The following is a 14,770-nucleotide window of genomic DNA, read 5'->3' as shown; positions in this document are numbered from 1 at the left end:
TAATGCGTAACCGTCTGCTTTTTATTTTTTTAAGATAAAGATCAGGAAAATGGATGAGGGCAAAGTGGAAACTTTAGCGAATTGATTTGGTTATACTTTTCAGAACAATGCTGACGAACACTTACGGTTCAGTCATTTACCCATCCCGCTTTCGCTTATATACTCGTGACTTTGCTAACAGCAACCAGACGGATTTCATGTACCAACCTGTCGCTCTATTCATTGGCCTGCGTTATATGCGTGGGCGTGCAGCAGATCGCTTCGGTCGTTTCGTTTCCTGGCTCTCTACCATTGGCATTACTCTTGGGGTAATGGCGCTGGTCACAGTATTGTCGGTGATGAACGGTTTCGAACGCGAGCTGCAAAATAACATCCTTGGTCTGATGCCTCAGGCTATTCTCTCGGCTGAGCAAGGCTCTCTTAACCCGCAGCAGTTGCCGGAAAAAGCCGTGGTATTGAACGGCGTCAACCGTGTTGCGCCGCTAACAACGGGCGATGTGGTCCTGCAGAGCGCGCGTAGCGTGGCGGTAGGGGTGATGCTGGGCATCGACCCGGCGCAAAAAGATCCGTTAACGCCGTATCTGGTCAATGTGAAGCAAACAGATCTCGAACCGGGTAAGTATAATGTCATCCTCGGTGAGCAGCTTGCCGGACAGTTAGGTGTGAACCGCGGCGATCAAATTCGCGTGATGGTGCCTTCTGCCAGTCAGTTTACGCCAATGGGACGCTTACCGAGCCAGCGTCTGTTTACGGTGATTGGCACTTTTGCCGCCAATAGTGAAGTTGATGGTTATCAGATGTTGACCAACATCCAGGATGCGTCACGTCTGATGCGTTATCCGGCAGGCAATATCACCGGCTGGCGTCTGTGGCTAAATGAACCGCTCAAGGTTGATTCGCTGAGTCAACAAACGTTGCCGCAAGGCACCAAATGGCAGGACTGGCGCGAGCGTAAAGGTGAGCTGTTCCAGGCTGTGCGGATGGAAAAAAACATGATGGGGCTGTTGCTGAGCCTGATCGTAGCGGTAGCGGCGTTTAATATTATTACCTCGCTGGGTTTGATGGTAATGGAGAAGCAAGGGGAAGTGGCGATTTTACAAACGCAGGGGCTCACGCCGCGGCAAATAATGATGGTGTTTATGGTTCAGGGGGCCAGTGCCGGAATTATCGGCGCGCTGCTGGGCGCTGTACTGGGCGCGTTGCTTGCCAGCCAACTGAACAACCTGATGCCGATTATCGGCGTGCTGCTGGACGGTGCCGCGTTGCCTGTCGCTATTGAGCCGTTGCAGGTGATCGTCATTGCACTGGTGGCAATGGCCATCGCGCTGCTGTCTACGCTTTATCCTTCCTGGCGCGCTGCCGCCACTCAACCCGCTGAGGCTTTACGTTATGAATAAGATCCTGTTGCAATGCGACAACCTGTGCAAACGCTATCAGGAAGGCACGGTGCAGACTGATGTTCTGCACGATGTCAGTTTTTGCGTCGGCGAGGGTGAGATGATGGCGATTGTCGGCAGCTCAGGCTCCGGCAAAAGTACATTGCTTCATCTGCTCGGCGGGCTGGATACACCGACTTCCGGCGATGTCATTTTTAGCGGTCAGCCGATGAGCAAACTCTCGTCAGCGGCGAAAGCGGAACTGCGTAATCAGAAGCTCGGATTCATTTACCAGTTCCACCATTTGTTGCCAGACTTTACCGCGCTGGAAAACGTGGCGATGCCGCTACTGATTGGTAAGAAGAAGCCAGCTGAAATTACCGAGCGCGCACGTGACATGCTGAAAGCGGTTGGGCTGGATCACCGTGCCAGCCACCGTCCGTCCGAACTGTCAGGCGGCGAGCGTCAACGTGTGGCGATTGCCCGTGCGCTGGTGAATAACCCGCGTCTGGTGTTGGCAGATGAGCCAACAGGTAACCTTGATGCGCGTAACGCGGACAGTATTTTTGAGTTACTGGGTGAGCTGAACCGTTCTCAGGGCACAGCATTTCTGGTTGTGACGCACGATCTGCAACTGGCGAAGCGCATGAGCCGCCAGCTTGAAATGCGCGATGGTCGCCTGACGGCCGAACTGAGCCTGATGGGAGCAGAGTAATGGCTTCGCCTTTATCGTTATTGATTGGGTTACGTTTTAGCCGTGGTCGGCGGCGCGGCGGCATGGTGTCGCTGATTTCCGTGATTTCTACCGTCGGCATTGCGTTGGGCGTGGCGGTGTTGATCGTCGGTCTAAGCGCGATGAACGGATTTGAGCGAGAGCTGAACAACCGTATTCTGGCCGTGGTTCCGCACGGTGAGATTGAAGCCGTAAATCAGCCGTGGAACAACTGGCAGGAAGCACTCGATAAAGTTCAGAAAGTGCCTGGTATTGCCGCTGCGGCGCCTTATATCAACTTTACCGGGCTGGTGGAGAGTGGGGCGAATCTACGTGCAGTACAGGTGAAGGGCGTTGATCCGCAGCAGGAACAACGCTTGAGCGCGTTGCCATCCTTCGTGCAGAACCATGCCTGGGATAATTTCAAAGCCGGTGAGCAGCAGATAATCATTGGCAAGGGTATTGCCGACGCGCTGAAGGTGAAGCAGGGGGATTGGGTGTCAATTATGATCCCTAACGCCAGTGCGGATCATAAGTTACAGCAGCCTAAACGCGTGCGTTTGCACGTTACCGGTATTCTGCAACTGAGCGGTCAGCTCGATCACAGCTTTGCCATGATCCCAATGGAAGATGCGCAGCAGTACCTGGATATGGGCTCCAGCGTTTCCGGGATTGCCCTGAAGGTCAACGATGTCTTTAACGCCAATAAGTTGGTCAGAGACGCTGGTGAAGTGACCAACAACTATGTCTATATTAAGAGCTGGATCGGTACTTACGGCTATATGTATCGCGATATCCAGATGATTCGCGCCATTATGTATCTGGCGATGGTGCTGGTGATTGGTGTAGCCTGCTTTAATATCGTTTCCACGTTAGTGATGGCGGTAAAAGACAAAAGCGGCGATATTGCGGTATTAAGAACGCTGGGGGCGAAAGACGGGCTGATCCGCGCCATCTTCGTCTGGTATGGACTGCTGGCGGGTCTGTTCGGTAGCCTGATAGGTGTGGTTATTGGCGTTGTTGTTTCTCTGCAGCTCACACCGATCATCAATGGTATTGAGGCGCTTATCGGCCATCAGTTCCTCTCGGGCGATATTTATTTTATTGACTTCCTGCCATCTGAATTGCACTGGCTGGATGTGATTTACGTGTTGGTGACAGCATTGTTGCTGAGTCTTTTGGCTAGTTGGTATCCGGCGCGTCGCGCCAGCAATATTGACCCTGCAAGAGTACTTAGCGGCCAATAACAACAAGATATACACCAGGCATTCATGCTGTCCCAAGGCGGCAAGCCCGATAATCACCAGACGCATAAACAACGATGTGACTGGGCGTGAGGGTGCAACCAACGCAGAGGCAGCATGAAGGAAGACGTGTATCAAGGAGCGGTGATGTATTACGGGTTTGACATTGGCGGGACAAAAATTGCGTTAGGCGTCTTCGATAATCACCGTCGTTTGCAGTGGGAGAAACGTGTCCCTACGCCGCGTGACAGTTATGACGCTTTCCTTGATGCGGTGTGCGCTCTGGTGACGGAGGCGGACCAGCGCTTTGGCGTTAAGGGTTCAGTAGGGATTGGTATTCCTGGCATGCCTGAGACCGAAGACGGCACGCTGTACGCGGCTAACGTTCCTGCTGCCAGTGGCAAACCGCTGCGGGCCGATCTCAGCGCACGACTGGATCGTGATGTGCGTCTGGATAATGATGCCAACTGTTTTGCACTCTCCGAAGCCTGGGACGATGGGTTCACCCAGTATCCGTTAGTGATGGGCTTAATCCTCGGCACCGGTGTCGGTGGTGGCCTGGTGCTTAACGGAAAGTCTATCACCGGACGTAGCTATATTACCGGCGAGTTCGGTCATATCCGTTTGCCTGTTGATGCGTTGACGTTGATGGGATTTGATTTCCCACTGCGTCGTTGCGGATGTGGTCAACTGGGGTGCATCGAAAGCTATCTTTCCGGTGGCGGATTTGCATGGTTGTACCAGCATTACTACCATCAACCTCTGGATGCCCGTGAAATTATCGCCCTCTGGGAGCAAGGCGATGAGCATGCGCGTGCACATGTAGAGCGTTATCTGGATTTGCTGGCCGTTTGCCTGGGGAATATCCTGACTATCGTCGATCCAGATTTAGTGGTGATTGGCGGTGGCTTGTCGAACTTTACCGCTATTACGACGCAGTTGGCGGGCAGGCTGCCACGTCATTTACTGCCCGTTGCCCGTGTGCCGCGTATTGAGCAGGCACGACACGGTGATGCGGGTGGGATGCGCGGAGCCGCTTTCCTACATCTTACCGATTAATACAAAGAGGTTGTTATGCTGTCGCGTCGGGGTCATCGATTAAGCCGTTTTCGTAAAAATAAACGCCATTTGCGCGATCGCCTGCGTCAACGGATCTTTTTCAGAGACAGAGTGGTGCCTGAGTTGGTGGAAAAACCAAGGGTGTTAGTTCTGACTGGCGCGGGGATTTCCGCTGAGTCAGGGATTCGTACCTTCCGTGCTGCGGATGGTCTTTGGGAAGAACATCGGGTTGAGGATGTGGCAACGCCGGAAGGATTTAGCCGTAATCCTGGGCTGGTTCAGTCATTTTATAACGCCCGCCGCCACCAGTTACAGCAACCCGAAATTCAACCAAATGCGGCGCATATTGCGTTAGCAAAACTCGAAGCCGAGTTGGGTGATCGCTTTCTACTGGTAACGCAAAATATCGATAATCTGCACGAACGTGCGGGAAGTCAGAACGTTATCCACATGCACGGCGAGCTTCTTAAGGTTCGCTGTTCGCAAAGCGGGCAGATTTTAGACTGGACAGGGGACGTCACGCCAGAAGACAAATGCCATTGCTGTCAGTTTCCGGCGCCGCTGCGACCACACGTGGTGTGGTTTGGTGAAATGCCGCTGGGCATGGATGAAATTTATATGGCACTGGCGATGGCAGATGTTTTCATTGCCATTGGCACGTCAGGGCATGTTTATCCGGCCGCGGGTTTTGTCCACGAAGCGCGTCTGCATGGGGCGCATACGGTGGAGTTAAATCTTGAGCCAAGCCAGGTGGGTAGCGAGTTTGAAGAGAAGTATTACGGCCCGGCAAGCCAGGTGGTGCCCGAGTTTGTTGAGAAGTTATTGAAAGGTCTGTGATTTTTTGTCGGATGGCGGCGAATGCTTTACCCGGCCTACAGCGCTCATTTGTCCAGGCCCGATAAGCGTTGCGCCATCGGGCAGTGATGATGCGCCGGATGCGACGCTGGCGCGTCTTATCCGGCCTACGAGGAAGGCAATTAACGTCCTGCTTTTAGCTTCTGATAATACTCTTCATAGATGGCGCTGGCGGAACCGACATCGTTCTGCCATTCCCCTTTGTTGATGGTTTCTGCATCCGGATACAGGGTTTTATCGTTAGCCACTTCCGGACTTAAAAGCTTACGTGCCGCCAGGTTTGGCGTCGGGTAACCGATGGTTTCCGCGACTTCTTTCGCGACATCCGGGCGCAGCAGGAAGTTAATTAGCTTCAGCGCACCTTCTTTGTTTTTGGCATTTGCCGGAATAGACAGGCTATCCATCCAGAAAATACCCCCTTCTTTCGGCCAGACGACTTCCAGCGGTGTACCCGCCTGACGCGCCACGAATGCAGAGCCGTTCCACACCATACCCAGATTAACTTCGCCTTCCATATACGGATTAGCCGGGTTATCGGAGTTGAAGGCTGCAACGTTAGGCATTAGCTTCTTGAGTTCGTTATACGCGGCTTCAATCTCTTTCGGGTCGGTGGTATTCCCGGAGTATCCCAGCTTGCGTAGCGCCATCTGGAATACTTCGCGGGCATCATCCGTTAACAGCAGGCTGCCTTTGTATTCCGGTTTCCACAGGTCAGCCCAGCTGGTCACGGTTTTTGGATCAATAGCGTCACTGTTAATACCAATGGCCGTCGCACCCCAGATATAAGGAATTGAGTAGTCGTTGTTCGGGTCAAACGGTTTATTGAGCATTTCCGGATCGAGGTTGTGGAAGTTGGTTAACTTCGACTTATCGATCTTTTGGATCATGCCTTCCTTGCGCATTTTGTCGACGTAATAGGTGGAAGGCACCACCAGATCGTACGCACCGTCTTTGTAGGTTTTGAGCTTGGCGTACATGGTCTCATTCGACTCGTAGGTCGAATAGATAACCTTGATCCCGGTCTCTTTAGTGAACTGTTCCAGTAGCCCTGGCGGAACGTATTCGGTCCAGTTATAGAAATAAAGCGTGTTGTTATCATCAGCGTGAGCGGCGCTCATGCCCAGTGCCAGAGCACCCGCCGCGAGCAGGTGGCGTGACCATTTTTTCATTTAACGTCCCCTGAATGAAAGGCCTCAACGGCCCTTGGTTTTATCACGTGCAATAAGCTGGCTGGCGATCACCATAACCAGCGACAGAACCAACAAAATGGTTGCCAGTGCGTTCACTTCTGGTGATACACCGACTTTAACCATTGAGTAGATTTTTAATGGCAAAATTTCATAGCCCGGCCCGGTAACGAAGGACGAAACGACAACATCATCCATCGACAGCGTAAAGCTCAGTAACCAACCGGCAGCCACCGCAGGCATGGCCAGTGGCAGAATGATTTTGCGTAGAATAGTCACTTCACTGGCACCCAGGTCTTTTGCTGCTTCAAGCATACGTACGTCAAAGCCTTTCAAACGTGAGTAGACCGTTACTACCACAAAAGGCAGGCAGAACGTGATATGTGAAAACAGTAGCGACCAGAAGCCCAACTGAATGCCAATCAGCATAAACAGCACCAGCAGCGAAATTGCCATCACGATATCCGGCGACATCATCACCACGAACAGCATGCCACTGACGAACGGTTTACCGCGAAAACGGTAGCGATATAAGGCGACCGCAGTCAGTGAACCGATCAGTGTGGCAAAGGTCGCGGAGAGCACGGCCATCGTCAGTGAGTGCTGTGCCGCCTGAAGCAAACTGTCGTTGTTCATCAGCAGGCCGTACCATTTGGTGGTAAAGCCTTGCCAGTTAATGCCGAAGCGCGAGCTGTTAAAGGAGTTCACAATCAAAATGATGATTGGAATATACAGGTACGCGTAGATAGCGGTCATAAAACCGCCGCGAAGCAGTCGACCGATCATTCGAGTTCCACCTTCTTGTTCAGAAGGCGGGATGCTTTCAGAGCATTGAAAATAATCAACTTTTTCTCTTCTCCAAAATCTCTCCAAAACTTCCCACCAAAACAGACAACCAAAAATAAGCGGCCATCACTAAGGCCGCGAATTTTACAACAATTTTCCAGGTGATCGGGAAAAAATGCCCATTTAAATGACCAGCCTTACCCATTCCTGACCGCGAGTGTCGTTATAGCGATCTGTTGTTGCCTGCACTTGATGGCCTGGTAGTGTTTTGGTATCAATGCCTTGTGCGCGATATAGTCGCTCGGATACAGGCAATGTTCAGTTTCCACATGCTTTTGTTGGCACACCATATCTGGTTGTACCGTCAGATATTTCTTCAGGTACTGAAGGGGTGAATACTGTCGGGTGGGAGTTATCAAATAGCACGGCAGCAGGAGCCAGAATTCTTTCTGCAGACTCTAAATCTTCGGTGATCGCTACCACCCTTTCTTGTATCGCAATTGGTAAGGGGGTTGTATGAAGTATTGCGCGTTGAATGACGGATTTTATGGCGACAACACTCCCGATGACAAAATCCCGGGGAGTTTTGTGCATATCAGCGATGACGAAGGCCAGAGAATTTTAGACAGCCAAATTAATGGTCGGATTCAGTCCGATGATAATGGTTTTCCTGTTCTGGTGCCGTACCCGGAATTAACAAAAGATGAGCAACAGGAACGCGCCGGGCAGAAACGACAGACACTGAAATCAGTCGCTGATACAGAAATTTCATAGCGGCAGGATGCCGTTGATACGGGTTGATACGACAAAACCTGTCTGGCCCGCGGCTCCAGAAAAATAGTACAGACGAATTAAGAGGTGTCGACTCACATAAAATCACGGGTTTTATTCATTTACCAACCAAAACTCAGCCTCTCCAAACATTTCCTGGACTGTCCGGCTTATCTGACCTTTCTCATGCTTGCTGGCGTCAGTGTTGATCGCTGGTGGTATTCAGCATAGATACTAAAAATGGCGCTGTATATGCGCCATTTTACTATCTCATTGATGGTATCAGCGGGTTGTCCCCAAAGGGATTTCCGGATCCGGTTGGTGAGTAATCCTGTTACGTAGATCTCGTCGAATAATTTCGATGGACCAGAACCAGATTAAATGACCAAAAATTTCGGATACATTCTCATACCATGGAAGGTCAGCGAGAGGAGGGGTCAGTCCCATGAGAGGGAAGGAAATCATATGTACGAAAAGCTGGGCTAATGCACCAGCCAACAACCCCTGCCAGAGTTTAATTTTGGGAAAAACTTCTGCAACTACACAGTAGCCTACGGCGAACACAATAGAAAAAATGATGTGTGTTACACCAACCCAGTTAAACACATGCCCGGCAAAGGTGTAGACCGCTGCGTTAGGATCTGCAAGTCCCATCCAGTCTCGCAGAAAAATATATGGAGGGTTCAGAAAATTGCGGGAGCAATCAATTTGTCCCGCCGCTCGGATTAATGATTCCGGAACACATGCGGTAGTAAACATATCAGACGGGCTACGGGGCGGCAAAGGTACTTCAGCCCCCCATTTAACGAATGCTGATACGATACCGGCGATTAACCCGATAAAAGCAGCCAGGCCATAACGTCTGCGGTTAGGTGGGGTTTGTTCAAATATATTCATATTTCATCCATTGAATTTCATTACATTAACGTAATCACTAAGTAGTATTCATAAAAAACAATGAATGTAAAGAATTGTATGTGGCTGTATGTTCTGCTCATGAGTTAGTAACAGGGATCCCTAAAATGATTGGAAGCTATCAGGTTACTTTCTCCTTATTTTGCAGGGTGATATCATCCTAATACCTTCCTTCTATAAGGATTATAGGATGAGTATCATTTATGTTGTTGTTTTAACTTATGTAAAGCCGCTAGAGGAAGTTGACGCTCAAATTCCAGCGCATGTTGAGTGGCTTAAGAAAGGCTATGCAGATGGTGTCTTTTTGGCATCAGGAAGAAGAGTTCCTCGTAATGGAGGGGTCATACTTGCGAAATGCGACAGCCTTGAATCATTAGAAGAGCGCCTCAGCCAGGATCCATTCCAAAAGTTGAATATCGCTAAAGTCGACATAATTCCCTTCGAGGCCAGTATGAAAGCTCAGTTTTTGGAAAATATGCTCTGACAGAATCGTTCTTCAGTTCGCTGAAAAAAGAACGTATCAGAAAACGCATCTATAAAGCCTGGGCGCTGGCCCGGGCGGATATCTTCGATCACATTGAACTGTTCAATAATCGATCGCGGCGCCACAGCTATCTCGGCGGTGTCAGTCCATGATATCCGATGATGGCTTTATCTCAGGGAGCAATTTTTGAAGATCAGCAAGGTGGTATTAGCGAGTGTAGTGATGTTAACAGGCTGTGTGGTCGCTGATATGGATTCCTCAAATTACGACTATGTCCCCTGGGTCCAGGTATTCCAGAAACCGGAGGCATCTGGCTTAACCAATGTTACACAGCGTAAAGTTGATCTGTATAGCTGCGGTGTTAACCCAAGGGCAAACCTTGACGGCAATAACTGGAGTCTGAATGGCATAGAGCCTGGAGAGACAATTGAGAGTTTTAATGCCCGGAGCAATCACATCCTGAGTTGCATGGAGGGAAAGGGATATAAAGTGCATGGATTTGCTGAGTGCGGCCCGAAAAAGTCCCCGACAGGGCTTTGTCCTAATTAACCTGAACAGGGATGCTGAGTTGACACATTTTTACTAAACCTAAATATTGGGGTTGGCATGCAGTTTACTTGAGGGTAAAAAGCATGCCAAAAAGTATGTTATCTTATTGAATAATATTAATTAACTGTCTATGTCGCTAACCTTCTTGTTCAACAAGCGGGAAGCGCGCCAGTAGATCAGCAGCATCAGCCCCATGACGATGGTCAGGGTAATACTGGTGGCGGCTCCAAACGGCCAGTCGCGGATGTTCAGGAATTGCACTTTAATCACATTACCAATCAGCAGGTTTTTCGCGCCGCCCATTAGATCGGATACGTAAAACAACCCCATGGCTGGCAGCATCACCAGCAAACATCCGGCAATAATTCCCGGCATTGTCAGCGGAATAATAATGCGGGTGAAGGTCTGAAGTTTGCTGGCACCCAAATCGCGCGCAGCTTCGAGTAACGGTTTATCCAGTTTCTCAATACTGGAGTAGAGCGGCATCACCATAAATGGCAGCAGGATATACACCAGGCCAATAATGACCGCGCTGGGGGTAAACATAATGCGAATGGGCGTATCAATCACGCCGAGCCACAACAGAAACTCGTTGAGATAGCCTTTGGTACTGAGGAAAATTTTGAGACCGTAGATGCGAATAAGCGAGTTGGTCCAGAACGGAACAATCAGCAGGAACAGCAGCAGTGGACGCACTTTCTCCGGCAGTTTGACTAAAAACCAGGCAAACGGATAGCCGAGTACCAGGCAGGCGAGTGTGGCAATCAGCGCCATATTGAGGGAATGAACCAGCACCTCAAAATAGAGCGGATCGAGCAGGCGAGCATAGTGTTCCAGCGTAAAGACCATTTTGACGAAATTAGCGTCGTCGCGGGTCAAAAAGCTGGTGCCGATGATCATCAGGTTGGGCAGAAAGACAAACAACACAAGCCAACCGACAATGGTGACGATCACCACACTCTGGAATTTACTTGTGTTCTTCATCAGCCAGTACGACCTCCCAGCTTTCTACCCAGTTAATCGCCATTTTCTGGTCGAGCGAGTGGTCAAAGTCAGGATCGTCTTCGTTGAAGAATTCGCTGACCATTCCCATCTTGCCATTTTCCAGTTCCACAACCGACTCCAGCGTCATGCCTTTATAGTTACGTTCACGCACGTAACCGATAAGTCCTTCAATATGATTATCGTCGTTGATTTCATCCACGCGCAGATCTTCCGGGCGTAACAGAACGTGCAGTTTCTGCCCGGGAACTACCGCGAAGTTGACGTAAATATTGCACTCGCGGCCTTCAACGTTAGCACGAACACGCTGTTCGTCCAGACGTTCAATGACCGTCGCGTTAAACATATTGATCTCGCCGATGAATCCGGCGACGAACAGATTCTTCGGTTCTTCGTAGATTTCTCGCGGTGTGCCATCCTGCTCAATTTTGCCATCACGCATGACCACAATGCGGTCTGACATTGTCAGTGCTTCTTCCTGATCGTGGGTGACAAAAACAAAAGTGATACCGAGTTTACGCTGTAACGCTTTCAGTTCGTTCTGCATCTGCTTACGCAGTTTATAGTCCAGCGCAGAGAGAGACTCATCCAGCAGAAGCAAACGCGGTTTATTGACCACCGCACGGGCAATCGCCACGCGCTGCTGTTGGCCACCGGAGAGTTGATGCGGTTTTCGCTGAGCGAACTCTTCCAGTTGCACCATGCGCAGGGCTTCAGTAACGCGAGGAGGAATATCGGCTGCAGGGGTTTTCTGCATGCGTAAACCAAAGGCCACATTCTCAAACACGGTCATGTGGGGGAATAACGCATAGCTTTGGAAGACGGTGTTCACGTAGCGGTTTTCCGCAGGAACGTGAGTGATGTCCTGGTTGTCCAACATAATATGACCGGAATCAACCGTTTCCAGACCGGCAATCAGGCGAAGAACGGTTGTTTTACCGCAGCCAGAGGGGCCAAGCAGCGTGAGAAATTCGCCATTGTTGATGGTCAAATCCAGGCTGGAAATCACCTCTTTGCCATCGAAACTCTTGCGAATTCCCGCTAATTGCACCAGTGGAGAAAGCGAACGCGGTTGTTTATTCAATTTTTTACTCTGTCCCATGTAAACGCAACGGATGGCTGACCGATGCGGGGTTTGTGGTTAACCACCTTGATGACTCTTAATGAGGGCGGTTATTCTACGGCAAACCATTGTAATCGCCAATCCTTGTTGCGAATTACTGACTTAACCCTATAGTCAGAGGGGATGTCAGGGAGAAATATTCTCACTTGCGGGGATAAAAGTGACCTGACGCAATATTTGTCTTTTGTTGCTTATTGATAATGTTGTCACAAAAAGTGAGGGTGACTGCATGGATAAACTACTTGAGCGTTTTTTACACTACGTGTCGCTGGACACCCAATCAAAATCGGGCGTGCGGCAGGTACCCAGCACCGAAGGACAATGGAAGTTATTACAACTGCTCAAACAACAGCTCGAAGAGATGGGGCTGGTTAACATTTCACTGAGCGAAAAGGGGACGCTGATGGCAACGTTGCCCGCTAACGTTGCAGGCAATATTCCCGCGATCGGCTTTATTTCCCATGTGGATACCTCACCGGATTTCAGCGGTAAAAACGTTAATCCACAAATCGTTGAAAACTACCGCGGCGGCGATATTGCGTTAGGCATTGGTGATGAAGTTCTGTCGCCGGTGATGTTCCCGGTGCTGCATCAACTTCTGGGTCAAACGTTGATCACCACAGACGGTAAAACGCTGCTGGGCGCGGATGATAAAGCCGGTGTGGCGGAAATTATGACCGCGCTGGCTGTGCTTATTCAAAAAGACATTCCGCACGGTGATATCCGCGTGGCCTTCACGCCGGACGAAGAAGTCGGTAAAGGCGCAAAACACTTCGACGTTGCAGCATTCGATGCGCAGTGGGCCTACACCGTTGACGGCGGTGGCGTAGGTGAGCTGGAGTTTGAAAACTTCAACGCCGCATCGGTCAATATCAAAATTGTCGGCAACAATGTGCATCCCGGTACTGCAAAAGGGGTGATGGTGAATGCGCTGTCGCTGGCTGCCCGTATTCATGCGGAGGTTCCGGCAGATGAAAGCCCGGAAGCGACGGAAGGCTATGAAGGTTTTTACCATCTGGCAAGCATGAAAGGTACGGTCGATCGGGCTGATATGCACTACATTATCCGCGATTTTGACCGTAAGCAGTTTGAAGCGCGTAAACGCAAAATCATGGATATCGCCAAAAAGGTCGGCAAAGGGTTACATCCGGACTGCTATATCGAGCTGGTGATTGAAGACAGCTACTACAATATGCGTGAAAAAGTGATCGAGCATCCGCATGTGCTGGATATCGCTCAGCAGGCAATGCGTGATTGTGACATTGAGCCGGATCTTAAACCCATTCGTGGTGGCACCGACGGCGCGCAACTGTCGTTCATGGGATTACCTTGCCCGAATCTGTTCACCGGTGGCTATAACTATCATGGCAAACATGAGTTTGTAACCCTGGAGGGAATGGAAAAAGCGGTGCAGGTGATTGTGCGTATTGCGGAATTGACGGCGAAACAGTAGCCGCTTTTGCCGGTAGATGCCGGATGGCGCTTCGCTTATCCGGCCTACAAATATCGTATCCCGTAGGCCGGATAAGCGAAGCGCCATCCGGCGCACTCTCAATAGGTTACCCTTCGAAGAACCAGTATCCGCTATTCACCAGTGCGGCAAGCATGGCAAGGAAAGACGGATCTTCCAGCGCATCCTCAAAGTTCTCGGCCGTCAGCACGATATGGCTGGCTAGCGCTTCCAGGGCAGGACGATGCGGAGAATCAATTTTTTCACCGTTGGCGTAGACGTCGTCGCCGATGCGCAATACGCGCAATCCGCCCAGACGCACTAACACATCCCCTTGCTTCAGGGCATCGTAAATTTCATCTGGCTGATAAGGCGGCTCAGGCGGAGCAACGTCCAGTTCATGACGCGACTGAGAGATAAACTCGCCAAACCACTGTTTAAAATGCTCCGGCTGGTTAATGAGCCCCAGCATCATTTCGCGCAGCTTGTCCATTTCCTGTGGCAGCACGTCTGCTGGATGGTCGCGTGGCGGTAGATCTGGATCGCTGTAGTACGTGCTACCCAGTTCGCGTTGCAGAACGTAATCAGCAAATCCGCTGATCAACTCCCGGGTATTCGGTGCGCGGAAACCTACCGAGTAATTCATTGCGTTTTCCAACGCGTAGCCTTCGTGCGGGAATCCAGGTGGAATATACAAAATATCGCCGGGTTCCAGCTCTTCATCGATAATGGCTTCAAACGGGTCGACCTGAAGGAGGTCCGGGTGAGGACAGTGTTGTTTCAACTGCAGTTTTTCACCTACGCGCCAGCGACGGCGACCGGTTCCCTGTATGATGAACACATCATACTGATCCAGATGTGGGCCAACACCGCCGCCGGGGACGGAGAAGGAGATCATCAGATCGTCGATACGCCAGTCCGGCAGTTCGCGGAATGGGCGCATCAGCGCGGCGGTTGGCTCGTGCCAGTGATTGACCGCCTGCACAAGAAGCGACCAGTTGTTCTCGCCGAGATGGTCATAGCTTTCAAAGGGACCGTGGCTAACCTGCCATTTACCATCCTGGTGGCTGACGAGCCGGCTGTCGACTTCGCTTTCCATTGCCAGTCCAGCCAGTTCGTCAGGAGAGAGTGGGTCAATAAAATTGTTAAACCCGCGTTTTAAGACCACCGGGCGCTTCTGCCAGTGGCGTTCAAGAAAATCGGGCCAGTTAAGTGTGAGTTGGTATTCCATAATGAGCATCCCGCAGGCTGGTATCT

The 14,770-nt window shown here is 50.7% G+C and carries 14 protein-coding genes and 3 pseudogenes; 9 read left to right on the top strand and 8 right to left on the bottom strand.

Going from position 1 to position 14,770, the window contains the following annotated elements; all coding sequences use genetic code 11:
• Window positions 1-197: 197 nt before the first annotated feature.
• The 5 genes from lolC (at window position 198) to cobB (ending at window position 5,228) form a co-directional block, all read left to right on the top strand.
• Window positions 198-1,397 carry a lipoprotein-releasing ABC transporter permease subunit LolC gene (gene lolC / locus IB196_RS13275; RefSeq protein WP_040231968.1) on the top strand — a complete coding sequence of 400 codons (1,200 nt, stop codon included), beginning with the start codon at window positions 198-200 and terminating at the stop codon, window positions 1,395-1,397.
• Window positions 1,390-2,091 carry a lipoprotein-releasing ABC transporter ATP-binding protein LolD gene (gene lolD, locus IB196_RS13270; protein ID WP_003832278.1) on the top strand — a complete coding sequence of 234 codons (702 nt, stop codon included), beginning with the start codon at window positions 1,390-1,392 and terminating at the stop codon, window positions 2,089-2,091. The genes lolC and lolD overlap by 8 nt, the downstream gene beginning before the upstream one ends.
• On the top strand, window positions 2,091-3,335 hold the full coding sequence (lolE, locus tag IB196_RS13265; protein WP_005121085.1) for a lipoprotein-releasing ABC transporter permease subunit LolE: 1,245 nt from the start codon (window positions 2,091-2,093) through the stop codon (window positions 3,333-3,335). The genes lolD and lolE overlap by 1 nt, the downstream gene beginning before the upstream one ends.
• 144 nt (window positions 3,336-3,479) lie before the next feature.
• On the top strand, window positions 3,480-4,391 hold the full coding sequence (gene nagK, locus IB196_RS13260) for an N-acetylglucosamine kinase (RefSeq protein WP_040231969.1): 912 nt from the start codon (window positions 3,480-3,482) through the stop codon (window positions 4,389-4,391).
• A 15-nt stretch (window positions 4,392-4,406) separates the two neighbouring features.
• Window positions 4,407-5,228 carry a Sir2 family NAD+-dependent deacetylase gene (gene cobB, locus IB196_RS13255; RefSeq protein ID WP_040231971.1) on the top strand — a complete coding sequence of 274 codons (822 nt, stop codon included), beginning with the start codon at window positions 4,407-4,409 and terminating at the stop codon, window positions 5,226-5,228.
• A gap of 140 nt (window positions 5,229-5,368) precedes the next feature.
• Here cobB and potD read toward each other — a convergent pair whose 3' ends face one another.
• The 3 genes and pseudogenes from potD to IB196_RS13240 all read right to left on the bottom strand — a co-directional run.
• The gene (potD, locus tag IB196_RS13250; protein ID WP_005121082.1) at window positions 5,369-6,415 is read right to left on the bottom strand and encodes a spermidine/putrescine ABC transporter substrate-binding protein PotD; all 1,047 of its coding nucleotides are present in this window, start codon (window positions 6,413-6,415) and stop codon (window positions 5,369-5,371) included.
• A 24-nt stretch (window positions 6,416-6,439) separates the two neighbouring features.
• Window positions 6,440-7,219 (bottom strand): spermidine/putrescine ABC transporter permease PotC, encoded by a 780-nt coding sequence (potC, locus tag IB196_RS13245; protein ID WP_003030794.1) that lies wholly within the window; start codon window positions 7,217-7,219, stop codon window positions 6,440-6,442.
• Window positions 7,220-7,402: 183 nt separating this feature from the next.
• Window positions 7,403-7,528 (bottom strand): annotated as a pseudogene (locus IB196_RS13240) (integrase); the annotation flags it as partial.
• Window positions 7,529-7,735: 207 nt separating this feature from the next.
• Here IB196_RS13240 and IB196_RS13235 point away from each other — a divergent pair.
• Window positions 7,736-7,993, top strand: coding sequence for a hypothetical protein (locus tag IB196_RS13235; protein WP_040231973.1), 258 nt, complete (start codon window positions 7,736-7,738; stop codon window positions 7,991-7,993).
• A gap of 111 nt (window positions 7,994-8,104) precedes the next feature.
• Here the strand turns inward: IB196_RS13235 and IB196_RS13230 are convergent.
• Both IB196_RS13230 and IB196_RS13225 read right to left on the bottom strand, forming a co-directional pair.
• Window positions 8,105-8,206 (bottom strand): annotated as a pseudogene (locus tag IB196_RS13230) (DinI-like family protein); the annotation flags it as partial.
• Between the two features lie 66 nt (window positions 8,207-8,272).
• The gene (locus IB196_RS13225; RefSeq protein WP_040231974.1) at window positions 8,273-8,887 is read right to left on the bottom strand and encodes a YagU family protein; all 615 of its coding nucleotides are present in this window, start codon (window positions 8,885-8,887) and stop codon (window positions 8,273-8,275) included.
• Between the two features lie 208 nt (window positions 8,888-9,095).
• Between IB196_RS13225 and IB196_RS13220 the strand changes: the two genes are divergently transcribed.
• Both IB196_RS13220 and IB196_RS13215 read left to right on the top strand, forming a co-directional pair.
• Window positions 9,096-9,389: a YciI family protein gene (locus tag IB196_RS13220; RefSeq protein ID WP_040231976.1), complete on the top strand. Its 294-nt coding sequence runs from the start codon at window positions 9,096-9,098 to the stop codon at window positions 9,387-9,389.
• A pseudogene (locus tag IB196_RS13215) lies at window positions 9,383-9,541 on the top strand (IS3 family transposase); the annotation flags it as partial. The gene IB196_RS13220 and the pseudogene IB196_RS13215, both read left to right, overlap by 7 nt.
• A gap of 517 nt (window positions 9,542-10,058) precedes the next feature.
• Here the strand turns inward: IB196_RS13215 and potB are convergent.
• On the bottom strand, window positions 10,059-10,922 hold the full coding sequence (gene potB, locus IB196_RS13210) for a spermidine/putrescine ABC transporter permease PotB (protein WP_188232100.1): 864 nt from the start codon (window positions 10,920-10,922) through the stop codon (window positions 10,059-10,061).
• Complete coding sequence (potA, locus tag IB196_RS13205; RefSeq protein WP_188232101.1) at window positions 10,906-12,042, bottom strand: spermidine/putrescine ABC transporter ATP-binding protein PotA; 1,137 nt, start codon at window positions 12,040-12,042, stop codon at window positions 10,906-10,908. Before potA ends, potB begins: the two co-directional genes overlap by 17 nt.
• 250 nt (window positions 12,043-12,292) lie before the next feature.
• Here potA and pepT point away from each other — a divergent pair, with 250 nt between their 5' ends.
• Window positions 12,293-13,516, top strand: coding sequence for a peptidase T (gene pepT, locus IB196_RS13200; protein WP_040231981.1), 1,224 nt, complete (start codon window positions 12,293-12,295; stop codon window positions 13,514-13,516).
• A gap of 106 nt (window positions 13,517-13,622) precedes the next feature.
• On the opposite strand, the gene roxA is transcribed toward pepT, so the two are convergent.
• Window positions 13,623-14,744 carry a [50S ribosomal protein L16]-arginine 3-hydroxylase gene (gene roxA, locus IB196_RS13195; RefSeq protein WP_188232102.1) on the bottom strand — a complete coding sequence of 374 codons (1,122 nt, stop codon included), beginning with the start codon at window positions 14,742-14,744 and terminating at the stop codon, window positions 13,623-13,625.
• Between the last annotated feature and the right edge of the window lie 26 nt (window positions 14,745-14,770).

The sequence above is a fragment of the Citrobacter sp. C6_1 genome (assembly GCF_014596835.2).
GTDB classification, from domain to species: domain Bacteria; phylum Pseudomonadota; class Gammaproteobacteria; order Enterobacterales; family Enterobacteriaceae; genus Citrobacter; species Citrobacter pasteurii.
Note: the sequence above shows the minus strand (reverse complement) of the source record. Positions and strands in the feature narration are given on the sequence as shown.

Coding starts and splice junctions, on each gene's coding strand:
- lolC (WP_040231968.1), top strand. CDS start 198: ATGTACCAACCTGTCGCTCTATTCATTGGCCTGCGTTATATGCGTGGG.
- lolD (WP_003832278.1), top strand. CDS start 1,390: ATGAATAAGATCCTGTTGCAATGCGACAACCTGTGCAAACGCTATCAG.
- lolE (WP_005121085.1), top strand. CDS start 2,091: ATGGCTTCGCCTTTATCGTTATTGATTGGGTTACGTTTTAGCCGTGGT.
- nagK (WP_040231969.1), top strand. CDS start 3,480: ATGTATTACGGGTTTGACATTGGCGGGACAAAAATTGCGTTAGGCGTC.
- cobB (WP_040231971.1), top strand. CDS start 4,407: ATGCTGTCGCGTCGGGGTCATCGATTAAGCCGTTTTCGTAAAAATAAA.
- potD (WP_005121082.1), bottom strand. CDS start 6,415: ATGAAAAAATGGTCACGCCACCTGCTCGCGGCGGGTGCTCTGGCACTG.
- potC (WP_003030794.1), bottom strand. CDS start 7,219: ATGATCGGTCGACTGCTTCGCGGCGGTTTTATGACCGCTATCTACGCG.
- IB196_RS13235 (WP_040231973.1), top strand. CDS start 7,736: ATGAAGTATTGCGCGTTGAATGACGGATTTTATGGCGACAACACTCCC.
- IB196_RS13225 (WP_040231974.1), bottom strand. CDS start 8,887: ATGAATATATTTGAACAAACCCCACCTAACCGCAGACGTTATGGCCTG.
- IB196_RS13220 (WP_040231976.1), top strand. CDS start 9,096: ATGAGTATCATTTATGTTGTTGTTTTAACTTATGTAAAGCCGCTAGAG.
- potB (WP_188232100.1), bottom strand. CDS start 10,922: ATGAAGAACACAAGTAAATTCCAGAGTGTGGTGATCGTCACCATTGTC.
- potA (WP_188232101.1), bottom strand. CDS start 12,042: ATGGGACAGAGTAAAAAATTGAATAAACAACCGCGTTCGCTTTCTCCA.
- pepT (WP_040231981.1), top strand. CDS start 12,293: ATGGATAAACTACTTGAGCGTTTTTTACACTACGTGTCGCTGGACACC.
- roxA (WP_188232102.1), bottom strand. CDS start 14,744: ATGGAATACCAACTCACACTTAACTGGCCCGATTTTCTTGAACGCCAC.